Genomic DNA, 16,145 nt, shown 5'->3' on the forward strand with positions numbered 1-16,145 from the left:
ATCCTTCCCAAGCAACATTACTCGCTTGGTGCACTAACATGGACTTGCTGGGATTCGAACCCAGGGCCTCTGCCTTGCAAAGGCAGCGATCTTCCAACTGATCTACAAGCCCTTTTCTCTTCACCAGCTTATCCTTTTTTTGGATTTGACAGTTTTTCGATTTCTGGTCGGTTGTGCTGACCTGCGTTTGCAGGTCGCTTAGGAGGTGATCCAGCCGCAGATTCCCCTACGGCTACCTTGTTACGACTTAACCCCCCTTGCAAAATTTAGGTTCGAACACAGCACAATGTCTATGCCCTCACCCATACCTCACTCGGGTGGTTTGACGGGCGGTGTGTGCAAGGAGCAGGGACGTATTCACCGCGCTATGTTGAAACGCGATTACTACGGATTCCAGCTTCACGAGGGCGGGTTACAGCCCTCGATCCGAACTAAGGCTGGGTTTATGAGATTACCATCCCCTTTCGGGGTAGGAGCCCATTGTCCCAGTCATTGTAGCCCGCGTGTAGCCCGGGAGATTCGGGGCATACTGACCTACCGTAGCCCGCACCTTCCTCCGATTTAGCATCGGCGGTCCCCACAGAGTACCCATCATCCCGAAGGACATGCTGGCAACAGTGGGCACGGGTCTCGCTCGTTGCCTGACTTAACAGGATGCTTCACAGTACGAACTGACGACGGCCATGCACCTCCTCTCAGCGATTCTGGTAAAGTCTTTAGCTTGACCTACATATTGCTGTCGCCCCCGGTGAGTTTTCCGGCGTTGAGTCCAATTAAACCGCAGGCTCCACCCGTTGTAGTGCTCCCCCGCCAATTCCTTTAAGTTTCAGCCTTGCGACCGTACTTCCCAGGTGGCTCGCTTCACGGCTTCCCTACGGCACCAGAAACGGTCGCACCGTCCCTGACACCTAGCGAGCATAGTTTACGGCTGGGACTACCCGGGTATCTAATCCGGTTCGTGCCCCCAGCTTTCGTCCCTCACCGTCGGACCCGTTCTGGTAAGACGCCTTCGCCACTGGTGGTCCCACAGGGATTACAAGATTTCACTCCTACCCCCGTAGTACCTCTTACCTCTCCCGGTCCCAAGCCTGGCAGTATCCCCCGAAAGCCTAACGGTTAAGCCGTCAGATTTCCCGGAAGACTGACCAAACCGGCTACGGACCCTTTAGACCCAATAATAGTGGCCACCACTCGGGCCGCCGGTGTTACCGCGGCGGCTGGCACCGGTCTTGCCCGGCCCTTGCTAACACATGTTATTTATACATATGGACAGCCAACATAGGATGCTGGCACTCGGTGTCCCCTTATCGCGGTTTCCCGCATTGTAAAGTTTTCGCGCCTGCTGCGCCCCGTAGGGCCTGGATTCATGTCTCAGAATCCATCTCCGGGCTCTTGCTCCCACAACCCGTATCCGTCGTAGGCTAGTAGGTACGTTACACCCACTACAACCTGATAGACCGCAGACCCATCCTTAGGCACAAAAGCTTTCGACCACGGTGCATTCCAGCATCCATGATCTATCCGGAATTATCCCCAGTTTCCCGGGGTTATGCCAGACCTAAGGGCAGGTTATCCACGTGTTACTGAGCAGTACGCCATGTTCACGAAGAACATTTGACTCGCATGGCTTAGTCGAACACCGATAGCAGTGACCTCTGGCAGGATCAACCAGAATTGTTGATCACACACATTGGTTCAAAATTTGGAAGTCTATATCGGAATTGTTCAGGAAATTCACTGAGAATTTCTTGCACGCATAAATTCGTTAATTCCTTTCGATAATGAAACACTACCGACCAGAATTAATCGAACTGCCAAATCCAACGTCAGACAAGAAATAACTCCTGTCTCCACTTACGATAAAGCGGTGATTGTCACGCACAACAGTTGTTGTGCGGGAATCACCATAATGCACGTCTTGCTATATATACCTTCCGATTTCGCAAGGCAAGTAACAAAACGAACATTTATCGACAATAACTTAACGAAATAATCTCTCAAGCAAGCTGCATTGCGTTTCCGCACTGCAAGGCCCCTTGCGAGTACCCCTAAAAACACAGTATATTATAAATACGTTGTGGTTAGAGGGATTTCATGTGTGAAAAAATAGCTGAGTACACATACATGAAGAGAAAGTTATAAATACTATAACTTGAAAAAGCTTTATGATTACTATGAGCGCAGAAGTACAACTGAGGGATCGTTTTTTATAACACAGAACCGCTGTTGAATAAGAAGATAACTATTTTCGATACCACACTGCGCGATGGTGAACAGACACCCGGTGTTTCCCTGACAAATGACCAGAAGCTGAAGATCGCAAGGCAACTGGACAAGCTGGGGATAGACGTTCTTGAAGCCGGATTTCCTATTTCTTCTGAAGGAGATAAACAGTCTGTAAAAGCTATCGCTAACGAAGGTCTTAGACTGGACGTATGTGGTCTTGCAAGAGTACTAACAAAAGACCTGGATACATGCCTCGACACAGGTGTGGACATGATACATACATTCGTATCCACATCTGACATACAGAGGATACACACAATAAAGAAGAGCAAAGAAGAAGTGCTCACAATGGCTGTGGACGCAGTCCAGTATATCAAGGACCATGGAGTAAAATGCATGTTCTCAGCCATGGATGCCACCCGTACCGACCTTGATTATCTCACACAGATATATAAGGCAGTAGAGGGAGCAGGGTGTGATATTATCAACGTGCCTGATACCGTGGGAATAATGTCTCCTTCCCGTATGTACCATCTGGTAGGTGCAGTCAGTAAGGAAATAAGGATTCCCATAGATGTCCACTGCCACAACGACTTTGGAATAGCAGTGGCTAACAGCCTCATGGCTGCCGAGGCTGGAGCAAGCCAGATCCAGGTAACTGTAAATGGTATTGGAGAAAGGGCCGGTAACGCCAATCTTGCTGAAGTGGTCATGTGCCTGCAATCGATCTATGGTGCAAAGACGAACATTAATACAGAATATCTGCTTGAAACGTCTAAAATGGTCGAGAAATATACAGGCATACACATGCCCCCGAACACGCCTATTGTTGGCGAGAATGCCTTTGCTCACGAGTCTGGCATCCACACCCACGGAGTGCTCACCAAGGCAGACACGTTCGAGCCCGGCATCATGACGCCAGAGATGGTAGGCCACAAAAGACGTATCGTACTGGGTAAACATGCGGGTAAGCACGCTGTCCAGAAATCATTGGAAGATGCCGGCATCCAGACCACTGATGAGCAACTGGACGAAATAGTCAGGAGAATAAAGGCTATAGCTGACAAAGGAAAAAGGATCTGTGATGCTGATCTGCATGCCGTTGCAGCAGATGTACTGGGAAGGAACCTTGGCAGCGAGACCATAAAGCTCAAAGAGCTGTCAGTAATGACAAGCAACCTCACAACACCAACTGCAGTGGTCAGAGCCATTGTTGGTGATGAGGAAGCAGTTGCATCCAACATTGGTACCGGACCTGTGGATGCAGCCGTTAAGGCAGTACAGCAAATGATCGCCGGATACACAAAGGTCAAGATACGTGACTTCCGCATTGAAGCGATCACCGGAGGTGCCGATGCTCTTGCCGAGGTCACTATAGGCGTAGAGGACGAAGATGGACGTGTGGTAACAGCCCATGCTGCAAGCACCGACATTGTGACAGCATCCGTAGACGCACTTATAACAGCCATAAACATCCTGCTCGACAAGAAGAAACTATGGAATATGCAGTGAAACCTATTGTGTATTTAATTACCAGGCAACAGTGCCTGGAGTTCTTTTTTTAATCTGTGGTTAACTGTATTGAATGTAGATCTTCTGCATCGTTCCCTTTATGATTTCAGCAACCAATTGAAGTAACTATGTGTTTAAAAGTTATAGATTCACACTGCCATCTTGATTTTCCAAAATTCAATAAAGATAGAGAGGCAACCATACAACGTGCCCTTGATGCTGGCGTAGACCAGATGATCAATTCCGGAGTTGATCCAAAGACCAATATCTCAACCCTTGAACTTGCACAGAAATATGACCATATTCACGCAACTCTGGGGTTCAGCCCCCATTTGTCACCGGAAGCTACTGATGAACAAGTAAAGTGCATGTTGAGTTTTATAGAAGATCACGTCACAGACATAGTTGGAATAGGGGAAGCAGGGCTTGATTATCATTACTTCACCTCAAACGCTGAAAGAAATAGACAGATAGAAGTTTTCAAAAAGATCATAGAACTTGCAGACAGATACAACAAGCCACTTGTGATACACGGCAGAGAAGCAGAAGATATTGCACTGGGATTGTCAGGACAACTTGACAAAGTTATATTTCACTGCTATGGAGGGAGTCTTGAAACCATGAGAAATATAGTAGATGCCGGACATTTTATATCAGTTCCCACTTTGGTCTGTTTCTCGGAACATCACCAGGAAATAGCAAAGGAAGTGCCATTGGAGCACATGCTTCTGGAAACGGATAGTCCATATCTTTCCCCCCGCAAAGGAAGGAATGAACCTGCATTCGTTCTTGATTCCCTTCCGTGGATTGAAAAAATCAAAGGAATAGAAAAAATAGATATAATGGATACTACCAGGAGAAATACTATAAAGGTATTCGGCCTCTAAGGACCATATATAGGGAAAAGGGATAAAGAACATGAATGTAAAAAAATTCCACAAAGGATACTATGATGCGAATTCGTATCTTATCAATGGCAAAGTGCTGATAGACACAGGCATCAACACAGATGCCTTGATAGCAGAAATCGAAAAAAGCATCTATATCAACGATCTTGAACTCATCGTTCTTACCCATTGCCACTATGACCATACTGCAGCTGCAGAGGCCATTGCCAAAAAAAGCGGGGCGCGTATAGCTATCCACAAGGACGATGTAGAATTGTTACATCACGATGAAGCCAGTGCCTCTGAAGCCTTTGACAGCAGAGCACCTTCCTTTGAACCAGATATCCTGCTGGATGACGGAGAAAGCATACCCATCGGGAATGGAGAGTATCTGGAAATTATACATACACCCGGGCACACACCTGGCTGCATATGCCTTTATGAACCAATATCAAAATCGTTGTTCTCAGGAGATACAGTATTTCCCCAGGGTAGTATCGGACGTACTGATTTTATAGGTGGCAACTCCGCAAATATAAGTGAATCCATTCAAAAACTCACACAACTGGATGTAAGGACAATGTATCCAGGACATGGAGAAACTACTTCTGATAACGTGAAACGCCAGATAGAACTATCATACCGCATGGCTAAAAGTATATTCAAGATCATCTGATTATGACATTAAAAAAGAAAGAACAAACTTCATTTGTTTCGCAGTTCCTCCCAATGGGCCTTAAAGAGGCACAACAAAAAGGATGGGAAGAACTTGATGTGATCATTGTTACCGGGGATGCCTACGTAGATCATCCGGGGTTTGGAACAGCCATTATCAGCAGGGTCCTTGCAGATGCCGGACACCGAGTAGGCATTATTGCACAACCTAAATGGGACAGTATTGAAGACTTTAAGAAATTAGGAAAGCCACGCCTGTTCTTCGCCGTTAGTGGAGGTAATACAGACTCAATGGTGAGCAACTATACGCCTTCCCAGAGGTTGCGCCATGAAGATGCATATTCCCCTGGAAATAGACCTGGAATGAGACCGAACAGAGCAACTATTGTCTATTCCAACAGGCTGCGCGAAGCATATCCTGATGTGCCTCTGGTGATAGGTGGCATAGAAGCTTCTTTGCGCCGTTTTGCTCAATACGACTATTGGTCGGACAAAGTGCGCCAGTCTATTCTGGCGGACACACCAGCCGACCTGCTGGTCTATGGCATGGGTGAACTGCAACTGCTCCAGATAGCAGAAAGACTGGATAAAGGCGTACCAGTAAAAGAAATAACTGACATCGACGGTACTGTCTGGAAAATGGAAGTAAAAGCATGGAAGGAAAAAAGAGATGCAATGCTCAGGAACAATATCGAAATACCTTCCTACACCGAAGTGTCACAGGATAAAGTACTCTATTCCAAAGCGTTCAAACTTACATTAGACGAGCAGGACCCTGTAAGGGGAAGAGGGATAGTACAGGCCCATCCGAAAACAGTGATCATACAGAACAAGCCCATGCGTCATCTTAATGAAAAAGAGCTTGACCATGTGTATGAGCTGCCCTATACAAGGAGTGCACACCCATCATACAAAGAACCCATACCTGCCCTTGACATGGCCAGGTTCTCCATCACCACCCACAGAGGATGTTTTGGTTCTTGCTCTTTCTGTGCTATAGTCCTGCATCAGGGAAGAACTATCTCAAGCCGCAGCATTGAATCAATACTTAGGGAAGCTGAAGGACTGAAAAAGATCAAGGGCTTCAAAGGTATTATCAATGGGCTTGGCGGCCCTTCTGCGAATATGTATGGGATGAAATGTGAAAAATGGGAAAAAAAAGGGACATGTACGGACAAATTGTGTATTTATCCTGAAGCCTGTCCCTCACTTAATACAAGCCATAAGAAACTGATAGAACTGATGAGAAGGCTGCGGGAAATACCGGGTATATCAAAGGTTTTCGTTGGTTATGGCGTACGTTACGATCTGGCACTCCTTGATGAACAGTATATGGAGGAGCTGTGTGCTCATCACGTCAGCGGACAGCTCAAGGTAGCACCCGAGCATTACTGCAATGCAGTCACCGATGCCATGAAAAAACCCCGCAGGGAAGTATTTGAAAAATTCGAGCGGAAATACAAGGAGATCAACAGGAAAGTGGGCAAAGACCAGTACCTTGTGGCATTCTTGATGTCCGGCCATCCCGGATGCACCCTTAACAACATGATCGAAACTGCAGAATACATCAGGGATACGGGAAGATACACAGAGCAGGTGCAGGATTTCACACCCACGCCCATGACTGCTGCCACATGCATGTTCCACACTGGAATTGATCCTTTCACAGGCAAGAACATCTATGTTGCAACTTCCAGAAAAGATAAAATGATACAGAGAGCTTTTTTACGGTATAAGGACCCTCAGAATCAAATGCTTGTCTACGAAGGGCTCAAACGTGCGAACAGACTGGACCTAGTAGGCAATAGCTGGAACTGCCTTATCAGAAGGCCACCGAGGGGAAAAGAAAGGTAACAAGGTTTTAAACATGATTTATTAAGCCTAATGGTAAACAAATGAAAGAAAGAGAAAAGGTTATTCCTTAACCTCTTCAAAACTCTTTATTTCCGGTTCATACCCTTTTTCAATTGAATCCAGCAATTCTTTCTGCTCCACATACTCATATTCCCTTACAGCCAGTCCATCATCGGTTAAAGTGAATTTGCCTAAATAATATCCACTTACAAGATAGTGCTTTGGGCCGATTTTATTAAATAAGGGATATGTATCCTCCCGAAGGTATAGTAAAACTTTTTCACCTTCTTTAAAAGAGGGTTCATAATCGACAGCTATACCTACAACTTCATCTTCTCCTCCTTCAATACGAACTCTGACCTCCTTTTGGTCAAGTGGGTTCTTAAGATACTTGTCCACAGTTATGATGATATCAGTATATATAGTAGCATTTCCACCAATATTATCAATTGAATCGTTTTGCCTTTTTCCATCTGGGGTGTTCCATTTTGAAGGTAGGATCTCCTTTACTGTGCCAATAACAATAGATTCAGATCGCTGGTTTAGCTCAGTAAAATTGAGGTATGCTAGCGATGCACTTATTGGAATTATTATTCTTGGGGAGTTTACTTCTTCATTGTTGCCTTCCACATGTTGCTCCAGATTGTCATCACTTACTTGAACAGATACTTGTTGCACGTTTTTTTCTGAAGAGCCATTTTGCAAATGTTGTGTTGGATACCCTGATAAGACTATACCTGCAATTAACACTGATAGCAATCCAATACTCAGTAATCCATATTTTGTTGTTCTATTTACCATTATACCACCTTATGTCCCGTATATTGCAATAATCCCGTTTTTGTCATCTTGTTCAAGGCTTCTTTTGTCTACAGTGCCTGAATTAATACTTTCAAACATGGTGGCAGTCGTACTGGTTGAATGACCCAAACCAACGCCATGTCCAAACTCATGAGCCAATACACTTTGAACATCATATTTGCCTGAAGGACATGTGCTCGAAGTAGACCAACTAGAACTGTAATCACTGTTCAACTTAATTAGTATTTTAGATAATCTTGTTGTTCCAGTATAATAAGTCGGAGTGCAGGTCCCCAAAGCATTTGAACCTGATCCAAAAGAGGAATACTGTACCTTATTGTTCGAGTTTACAGACCAATAATAACTAAAGTATGCACCAGCGTTTGTCCAACTGTTAGCAGATGCCTTTACAGAATTCGTATATCCGCTTGGAATCGAACTATCAATTGTATAACCCACTGAGTGTGCATTCCAGTAATAGTTTGTAGTATATGCTGATGCTGGACATATTAAACACAACAGCATCAGACAAAACACAATTAGTCGATTTGATATTTTTGTCATATATTTACCTCATTATTTTTGAGGCAAGAACACGATAGATTTAAGTTTAGTAAAACTAACATAGTCTTGCCTCAGGGCGTTTGGGGTTCAAATTTACTTTGCAGGTTTCGTTTGAACCCCATTCCGCATTATCGGTTGTGGCGTAACTCAATTAAATTTGTTTAGATAAAAATTTTACTGTTATGCCATCAAACTGAGAATTTGTTTGCTACCTTAATACATAAAGAAGATAAATTGCATTAATATTGAATACTTTTGCAAGACTGTAGCAATATGTAATGGTATGAATGCTTTTATGGCTATGAACTAGGATGTTGAACAGAGAAATACTATTGAATTTGAATCGCAGAGGTACCGCATTAAAAGAGAAAAGAGTTTTTAAGTAAAAGCCCTCTAAACTATTTCATTGCCATTTCCAGCAGATCAAGGACATCAATAACTTCGACTTTTGGTCCTCCACGCTTAAGATTTGTCCTGCACAGAGGACAGGACGTGACTAGATAATCCACACCTTCGGGTATCTCTTCCAGGCGTTTCTTTGAAAGGGCCATAGACAGGTCAGGATAACCTTTCAGCACTCCACCACCCGCACCACAGCAGCGGGATTGCTCGTGATGGGATCTCATTTCCTTGAGTTCACAGATCGATGTGATGATCTTCCGGGGTGCATCAAAGATGCCATTGCATCTTCCCAGATGACAGGGATCATGATAGGTCACTGTGATGTCCAGATGTTTGAGGTCCATCTCTTGAAGACGCTCTGCCAGGAACTCTGAAACATGCATCACTTTCAGATCACTGTGATAATCGTTCTTAAGAGTGGTATAACATCCTGCGCAGCCTGTGATGATGGTATGCGCACCGATCCTTCTTATCTGTTCCAGATTCTTAGATACAAGGGCATCCGGGTCCAAACCTGTACGGAACAGGGGTGAACCGCAGCAAACCTCCTCAGGGATCAGGGTGACATCGAACTTCTTAAGCAGATCAAATGTCCTGCGTGTAAGCTCAGGATACCTGTAAGAACCTAGACATCCCACAAAAAAAACGTAAGGAGCATGCTCTTTGATGTCGGCGGCATCTTCAAGCCAGGCATGACGATACTGTGTTTCTCCAAGAGGATTGCCCGCTAATGAAGCGGCATCACGCAATGCTGCCTGAGCATCCGTCATTCTGCCCTTAAGCACAAGCTGGTGGCGGGCATCCTGGACAACCTGAACGGGAGAGGCGCCTGAAGGGCACATCTGTTCGCACAGCCCGCAGGTCGTGCATGTATTGAGGCTGTTCAGCACGTCCTGATCTGCCTCAAGACCTTGAGAAACACCATGAGCAACAAGCATACGACCTCTGGAGCTTGCTGATTCCCAGCCTACCTGCTCAAAAACAGGACATACTGACCTGCATGTACCACAACGTACACATTTAAGGATGGATCTCAGATCAAGATTGGACATATCACACCCCCATCTTGCCGGGATTCAGTATCCCTTTAGGATCAAGGGCCTTCTTGATAGTGATCATGACATCCAATGCATTTCCCAGTTCCAGGCGCATGTATTCAGATCTCGCACTTCCCACGCCGTGCTCTGCAGTGACCGTGCCACCGATCTCAATGGCTGTACGGTGGATCTTATCAGCTGCAGCGTTCAGCTTTTTCCAGGCCTCGTCGCTGAGCATGTCTATACACATGCCTGTATGCAGGTTGCCATCTCCAATGTGACCATAGGTCATGATAGGCAGCTTGAACTCTCTGGAGATCTCATCCACCTTACGCAGCATTCTTGGGATCTCTTTTATGGGGACGCCAACATCCTCTCCAACATAGACCCTGGTACGCATGGGGTCCAGACGCGAGATTGCTGCACCCACCAGCCTGCGGGCAGCCCATATCTCATCCCTTTCTTTCTTATCCGAAGCTGTCCTGATATCTGAAGACAAGCCTTCACATGTTTTTACTATGAGACCGATACCTTCCTTTACTTCAGCTTCAGTACCATCAACTTCAAAAAGAAGAATGGCACCGGCAAGCGGAAGGCCTAATTTAGGATCATACGTATTTATTGCCCGGATAATATTCGCATCCAGTATCTCGCATGCAGAAGGAATTATCCCTGATGAGAGAACTCTCACAACAGCTTTACCTGCAATTTCAGGGCTATCGAATGAAGCAAATAGGACAGAGCTTTCTTTGGGAATGGCACGCACCTTGATTATTGCCTGGGTGATGATACCAAGAGTACCCTCCGAACCGACCATGAGATCAGTGAGAGAATAACCTACAACTGTTTTCATTGTTTTTGAGCCTGTTCTTATTATTTTCCCATCTGCCATCACTACCTCAAGACCAAGCACATAACTGCGAGTAGTACCATATTTCACGGAGCGCATTCCACTGCCATTATTGGCAATGAGACCTCCCAGAGTGCACATTGCAGAACTTCCTGGGTCCGGAGGGAAGAAAAAGCCGTATGGTTCCAGGGCCTTATTGAGCTTTTCCTGAACTATCCCCGGTTCCACTACCACCTGGAGATTATCAAAATCCATTTCCACTATCCTGTTCATTCCAGACATATCAAGGACAATTCCACCTTCCAAAGGAACACAGCCACCCGACAAACCTGTGCCGGCTCCCCTGGTAGTCACCGGAATACCATGCTCATAAGCGATCCTGACAATATCTGAAACCTGAACAGTAGTCAGTGGTTTAATGACAAGTTCCGGCATACCTCTTATCTGAGAAGCATCAGAGGAATAACAATAGAGCTCACAGGTAGCAGCAGATAGATTGTCCTTACCTACGATCTTTCCTATTTTTTCGATTAGGTCAACATTGAGCATAGCTTTGATTTTAGAGAAGTGGTCATTATTTAAAGATATCGGTGATATCACAGAAATTTATAGCAAACATTTACATCTAACTATGTAGTATCCTACAAAGAATGACACGATATTTCGAGGTATACCAGAGAGATGGTGCAGCAAGAAAGGGAAGGCTGCTCCTTTCCAGAACTATTGAGACCCCATACGTCCTGAAAACCGAGACTCTGAAAGATAATACTGGACCAATCGTAGATGCTGGCTCCTTGTGGGAAATAGGGAATGTAGAAAAAGCTGAACATAGGCTGGAACAGCTTAGAAGAGAAATCGGGGACAATAGGCTGATCATATTACCTCATATGTGTCTTGTACCTGATGCTCCTGACTGCATACCGGAATCCTTGGAAATGCTTGTATCAAATACTGGAGCTACCGGAAGGGTATACCGTGAAGGAAGAGCTCAGAAAGCTGCCGATCTTTACATACTTGAGGGAGCAGCTGTCTTTGAGAACAACGCAAGGGCATTACTGGAAAAAGTACTTGATATGAAAGATAATATGCCAGATGATACAGCATTATACCTCCCTGGTATCTGCCTTCCAGAAAACCTTGCAATGCTTGTGTACATCGGAGCCGATGTGCTGGATACCACTAAGGCCACTGTCGCAGCATATAAGGATATGTATCTAACCCATGCAGGCAGTTTCCGTCTGGCATCACTTTCTGAACTGCCTTGCAGATGTTCTACCTGTGCATCTATCACTGCAGATGAACTGAAAAATATGGACAAAACTTCCAGATCACAAATGCTCGAAAAGCATAATATAAATGCAATGGAAGCTGAGCTTGCCCTGGTAAGAGAAAAGATATCTTCAGGCAATCTTCGGGAATACGTGGATGGGCAATGCCGTACCAGACCCTGGCTTACTGCACTGTTGAGACTGCTGGACAGAGAATATCAACATATTGAGAGGGGAACTCCGATCACACGCAATGTGGAGATGCTTGCTAATTCAGGAGATTCTCTCACAAGACCGGAGGTTGTGAGGTTTGCACGTAGGATACAGGAAAGATACACTCCTCCTGAACTGGATGTACTTCTGCTCTTGCCATGCTCCGCAAAGAAACCCTATTCCATTTCACAATCCCACCAGAAGTTCGGTCTGGCTCTGGGCAAGTACCGCAAATTTGTACATGAGGTAATAATTACATCACCTCTTGGGATAGTTCCCAGAGAACTTGAGCTGACATATCCGGCAGCTCATTATGATGTTGCTGTAACAGGTCACTGGGATGCCGAAGAAATGAAGTGGGTTTCAGAATGTCTTGAAGACTATCTTTCAAAGCACAGGTATGCTGCAATAGTGGCACATGTAGATGGAGCTTACAAGCAGATATGCGAGATGGTAGCCGATAAGCTTGGCCTGGAGATACACTTCACGAACACCGGCAGTGTCACTTCTCATGAGTCCCTCAGGAACCTTAGTAAGATGATGGAAGGACTGTGCACAGGGCGGACTATGAATGAAACAAAAAGGAAAGCCTCTATGTTGCGGGCCATTGCGGACTACCAGTTTGGAAAGGGGGCAGGAGAAATAGTAGTTCCGGATAATTCGGAAATTAAGGGACCTTTTCCCAGATATCAATCATTTTATGAAAAAACCCAGCTTACAACCCTGATACCCCAGTATGGAACACTGGCAGTTACTATTGAAGGAGCGGAAATGATGATCCCACGCAATTCCTGCATTGTCCGGATAGACGACTTCATGCCAAGAGGTTCTATTCTCGCCCCGGGGATCCTGGAAGCCGACCATGCCATTCGAGAAGGGGACGAAGTGTTTGTGGTAGGAGAAAAAGCAATTGGTGTTGGCCGGGCACGTATGAACGGGAAGGAGATGAGCATGTCTACAAGAGGCCAGGCAATAGACCTGCGCCATGTAAAACCTAAATGACATGGTCCGGTAGCATGAATATAAGGATTCGGAACTTCAAAACTGACGACTTTGAAGATGTGCTGTACATAGAATCGGAGTCGTTTACAGAACACAATCCTTTTGCTTACATGCACTTTTATGAAATGCATGGGGATATGTTCCTGGTTGCTGAATACCTGGACTTTATAGTTGGTTTCATAATGGGATACAGGTTGAACGAAACTGAGGGAAGAGTGTTTTCTCTTGCTGTGAGAGAGGAATTCCAGGGAAGAGGCATAGGAGCGATGCTTCTGGACTCGTTGTTCAAAGTTTTCTATTCGAACCTTTTGAAATATGCAACTCTGGAAGTGAGGACAAGTAACTTAAAGGCCAGAAACCTTTATCGCAAGATGGGGTTCATTCCATGCTGGATAGAAAAAGAATACTATTCAGATGGAGAAGATGGGATAATAATGAAACTTAAATTATCTTCATATAGGTTCCATGACCTGGACCTCTTTGCAAAAAAAATAGAGAGCATATCCATGAGGGATAGTGAACGGTTTGATAAATGATCGTTTTCTGAATGGCAGGAGTTCAGAAATTTTCATGCATGATACTATGCTGCATACGTGTGGCAAGCTCTTTCATTCTTTCAGACGTTTTGCCAAAACCTGATAAGTCATCCTTGGACATTACGGATGCAAGAGTGTTACCCAGTACAAAGATAGCGAGCTTATGTTCAGCCTTGCTTCTATGCACATGTACCGGACTTATTGCCAGAGAGTCATATGCTGAAAATGCATTTGTAAAACCTTTTTCCTCCAGGATGCTTTTCATTTGTGCCATTAAAGTGTGCAACTGAATCAATTCGTCTTTGTGCATACCAACCAACATACCCTTTTTTAGTTGTACATTGTGCTATTGTGCACTGATGAAATTAATGTACGAGCATAGATCGATTGATTTCAATAAAAGCCTATTCTCGGAAATATGTATCCGCTTATATAATATATAAATACAACTTAAAAAAGAAAATAAAAACTTAAAAAAAATTATGGATTGACCATTTAGACCTAAAGGTCTCTAACGGTCAATATTTTCACGGAGGCTGGTCTTTTAGTGATGCTTCCGATCTTGGCACCAACAAGATTTTCGATACCTTTATTCTCAGCAATGTCAAGGATCCTCTGAGTTATAACGCCATCAAAGACAACACTTTTGACGTCCCCATCGTAATTCTTAAGGTTATTTACAAGGTCACGCACAGCAGTTTCACCAATCACATTATTACCAGAATCCAGGAAACGTGCACCAAAAGTACCCATGAGTTCTTCAGCATGGGACTTGAACTTCCTGGAAGCTGGTGAAAGCTTGACAGTCTGCTCTACAACCTCCGGCTCTTCCTCTGAAGGCACCTTGACCACTACAGGTTCCTGAGAGAATTCACGTTGCTTGATCGGCCTTTTCTTTAACTTGGATGGAGCAGCAACTCTCGGGATCTCAACTGCCCTTCTTTCTTTAGGCTTTGGTACCCTCTGCACAACCGGAGCCTTAAGGGAATCTGAATCCTTCAAAGAATACTTATCCATTACCTGCTCTACTGGTATCTTTTGCCTTAGTGCCCTCACTATTTCCTTCTGTACAAGATCTTCTACGCTCTTGCCATCAGGGGCGCGGGCAATATAATCAATATTAGCCACCTGAAGAAGCTCCTTTATGATCAGCTCTCCTCCGCGGTCACCATCAGTAAAAGCAGTTACAGTTTCCTTTTTCTTAGTTAGATCTGCAACCTCTGGAGGTACATTGGTACCTCCTACACAGATAGTGTTCTTGATACCATACCTCAGCAAGTTCAACACATCTGCACGGCCTTCAACTACTACTATAGCATCTGAATCAAAAACTGCAGGACCACAAGGTATCTTGTTTTTCCCAAAATACTGCATTTCTTCCACACGAACAGATTGACGAACCTCTTCAGCTATTTCCTGGGATTCCGGCACATTGACATCGAACATATCAGTGAGAATAAATTTCGCACGTTCTATGATCTGCTTCCTCTTTGTAGCCCGCACATCTTCGATATTTGTTATTTCGATCTTGGCACTGCATGGTCCGACCCTGTCAATGGTCTCCAGGGATGCGGCCAGAATAGATGTTTCCACTTTGTCCAGGCTGGAAGGCACCAGAATAGTACCCTTTGATTTACCACCCTTTGCACTTACAAGGACTTCTATTCTCCCGATACGCCCTGTTTTCTGAAGGTCTCGCAGGTCCAGGTCCGATCCTAGCAGACCTTCGGTCTGCCCGAAGATCGCACCCACTATATCCGGGCGTTCAATAATACCATCTGCGCTGATCTTTGAATGAATGATATACTTGGTAGTATCTGCATTTTGCATATATGAATCTCCATATTATTTATGCTATTTTTTATGCTATTATCTATGGCACATAGCTTGTTCATCTTGCAAAAACAGTCTAACAAGTAACTTACAACCCCCAGGTGCAAAGAACCTGAGACCGTTTTTAGGTCACTTCAACAGTAGCATTCTGCTGAACCCAATCTCAAATATATTCGTTTTTTCCGACGTGCCACACGTAATTCAGCATTAGATATGCCTATGTTTTGAACACACGTCTACAGCACTGGAGGGTAACTACCGTTCAATTGGTAGATCCAATATGATCAGTACATTGTATACCCTTACAGCCATTCCCTTTGGCAATCCATATCAAATGGGATGTTTGATGCTAATTATCAAACGTGAATTCCAACTTATTACCTGATTATCGTAAATTTGGTTATGATAAACTATTTTTGCGTGATCAGAATACCCATGTCCCATGGGTATCCTCAATGATTCTTGATAAATTTCAAGTTGATGTA

General features: G+C 44.6%; 12 protein-coding genes, 1 tRNA gene and 1 rRNA gene. 6 read left to right on the forward strand and 8 right to left on the reverse strand.

Going from position 1 to position 16,145, the window contains the following annotated elements; genetic code table 11:
- Positions 1 to 39: 39 nt before the first annotated feature.
- Positions 40 to 112, reverse strand: a tRNA-Ala gene (locus METHO_RS11525).
- An 88-nt stretch (positions 113 to 200) separates the two neighbouring features.
- Positions 201 to 1,675: ribosomal RNA gene (locus METHO_RS11530) — 16S ribosomal RNA — on the reverse strand.
- Positions 1,676 to 2,226: 551 nt separating this feature from the next.
- Between METHO_RS11530 and METHO_RS11535 the strand changes: the two genes are divergently transcribed.
- The 4 genes from METHO_RS11535 (at position 2,227) to METHO_RS11550 (ending at position 7,154) form a co-directional block, all read left to right on the forward strand.
- A complete protein-coding gene (locus METHO_RS11535) occupies positions 2,227 to 3,738 on the forward strand; it encodes a 2-isopropylmalate synthase (RefSeq protein ID WP_015325711.1) in 1,512 nt (503 codons plus the stop codon).
- 128 nt (positions 3,739 to 3,866) lie between these two features.
- Positions 3,867 to 4,625, forward strand: coding sequence for a TatD family hydrolase (locus METHO_RS11540; protein WP_015325712.1), 759 nt, complete (start codon positions 3,867 to 3,869; stop codon positions 4,623 to 4,625).
- 31 nt (positions 4,626 to 4,656) lie between these two features.
- Complete coding sequence (locus tag METHO_RS11545; protein WP_015325713.1) at positions 4,657 to 5,301, forward strand: MBL fold metallo-hydrolase; 645 nt, start codon at positions 4,657 to 4,659, stop codon at positions 5,299 to 5,301.
- A gap of 53 nt (positions 5,302 to 5,354) precedes the next feature.
- Positions 5,355 to 7,154, forward strand: a complete 1,800-nt coding sequence (locus tag METHO_RS11550) for a YgiQ family radical SAM protein (protein WP_015325714.1) — start codon at positions 5,355 to 5,357, stop codon at positions 7,152 to 7,154.
- A 60-nt stretch (positions 7,155 to 7,214) separates the two neighbouring features.
- Here METHO_RS11550 and METHO_RS11555 read toward each other — a convergent pair whose 3' ends face one another.
- From METHO_RS11555 to METHO_RS11565, 4 genes are all read right to left on the reverse strand, one after another.
- Entirely contained in the window at positions 7,215 to 7,955 is a 741-nt protein-coding gene (locus METHO_RS11555; RefSeq protein ID WP_015325715.1) for a hypothetical protein, read from the reverse strand.
- Positions 7,956 to 7,964: 9 nt separating this feature from the next.
- On the reverse strand, positions 7,965 to 8,519 hold the full coding sequence (locus METHO_RS13435; RefSeq protein WP_015325716.1) for a matrixin family metalloprotease: 555 nt from the start codon (positions 8,517 to 8,519) through the stop codon (positions 7,965 to 7,967).
- A gap of 398 nt (positions 8,520 to 8,917) precedes the next feature.
- On the reverse strand, positions 8,918 to 9,973 hold the full coding sequence (locus METHO_RS11560; RefSeq protein ID WP_015325717.1) for a (Fe-S)-binding protein: 1,056 nt from the start codon (positions 9,971 to 9,973) through the stop codon (positions 8,918 to 8,920).
- A gap of 1 nt (position 9,974) precedes the next feature.
- Positions 9,975 to 11,357 (reverse strand): FAD-binding oxidoreductase, encoded by a 1,383-nt coding sequence (locus METHO_RS11565; protein ID WP_015325718.1) that lies wholly within the window; start codon positions 11,355 to 11,357, stop codon positions 9,975 to 9,977.
- 101 nt (positions 11,358 to 11,458) lie between these two features.
- On the opposite strand from METHO_RS11565, the gene arcS reads away from it, so the two are divergent.
- Both arcS and rimI read left to right on the forward strand, forming a co-directional pair.
- Positions 11,459 to 13,291 (forward strand): archaeosine synthase subunit alpha, encoded by a 1,833-nt coding sequence (gene arcS, locus METHO_RS11570; protein ID WP_015325719.1) that lies wholly within the window; start codon positions 11,459 to 11,461, stop codon positions 13,289 to 13,291.
- A gap of 14 nt (positions 13,292 to 13,305) precedes the next feature.
- Positions 13,306 to 13,827, forward strand: a complete 522-nt coding sequence (gene rimI, locus METHO_RS11575) for a ribosomal protein S18-alanine N-acetyltransferase (RefSeq protein ID WP_156811138.1) — start codon at positions 13,306 to 13,308, stop codon at positions 13,825 to 13,827.
- A 22-nt stretch (positions 13,828 to 13,849) separates the two neighbouring features.
- On the opposite strand, the gene METHO_RS11580 is transcribed toward rimI, so the two are convergent.
- Positions 13,850 to 14,137, reverse strand: coding sequence for a UPF0058 family protein (locus tag METHO_RS11580; protein WP_015325721.1), 288 nt, complete (start codon positions 14,135 to 14,137; stop codon positions 13,850 to 13,852).
- Positions 14,138 to 14,328: 191 nt separating this feature from the next.
- Entirely contained in the window at positions 14,329 to 15,657 is a 1,329-nt protein-coding gene (gene dnaG / locus METHO_RS11585) for a DNA primase DnaG (RefSeq protein WP_015325722.1), read from the reverse strand.
- Between the last annotated feature and the right edge of the window lie 488 nt (positions 15,658 to 16,145).

Origin of the sequence: Methanomethylovorans hollandica DSM 15978, from assembly GCF_000328665.1 — an archaeon.
Classification (GTDB): domain Archaea; phylum Halobacteriota; class Methanosarcinia; order Methanosarcinales; family Methanosarcinaceae; genus Methanomethylovorans; species Methanomethylovorans hollandica.

Excerpts from the sequence above, each read along its gene's own strand:
- METHO_RS13435 (WP_015325716.1), bottom strand. The coding sequence starts at position 8,519 with ATGACAAAAATATCAAATCGACTAATTGTGTTTTGTCTGATGCTGTTG.
- METHO_RS11565 (WP_015325718.1), bottom strand. The coding sequence starts at position 11,357 with ATGCTCAATGTTGACCTAATCGAAAAAATAGGAAAGATCGTAGGTAAG.
- METHO_RS11555 (WP_015325715.1), bottom strand. The coding sequence starts at position 7,955 with ATGGTAAATAGAACAACAAAATATGGATTACTGAGTATTGGATTGCTA.
- METHO_RS11560 (WP_015325717.1), bottom strand. The coding sequence starts at position 9,973 with ATGTCCAATCTTGATCTGAGATCCATCCTTAAATGTGTACGTTGTGGT.
- rimI (WP_156811138.1), top strand. The coding sequence starts at position 13,306 with ATGAATATAAGGATTCGGAACTTCAAAACTGACGACTTTGAAGATGTG.
- METHO_RS11540 (WP_015325712.1), top strand. The coding sequence starts at position 3,867 with ATGTGTTTAAAAGTTATAGATTCACACTGCCATCTTGATTTTCCAAAA.
- METHO_RS11550 (WP_015325714.1), top strand. The coding sequence starts at position 5,355 with ATGGGCCTTAAAGAGGCACAACAAAAAGGATGGGAAGAACTTGATGTG.
- arcS (WP_015325719.1), top strand. The coding sequence starts at position 11,459 with ATGACACGATATTTCGAGGTATACCAGAGAGATGGTGCAGCAAGAAAG.
- METHO_RS11545 (WP_015325713.1), top strand. The coding sequence starts at position 4,657 with ATGAATGTAAAAAAATTCCACAAAGGATACTATGATGCGAATTCGTAT.
- dnaG (WP_015325722.1), bottom strand. The coding sequence starts at position 15,657 with ATGCAAAATGCAGATACTACCAAGTATATCATTCATTCAAAGATCAGC.
- METHO_RS11580 (WP_015325721.1), bottom strand. The coding sequence starts at position 14,137 with ATGCACAAAGACGAATTGATTCAGTTGCACACTTTAATGGCACAAATG.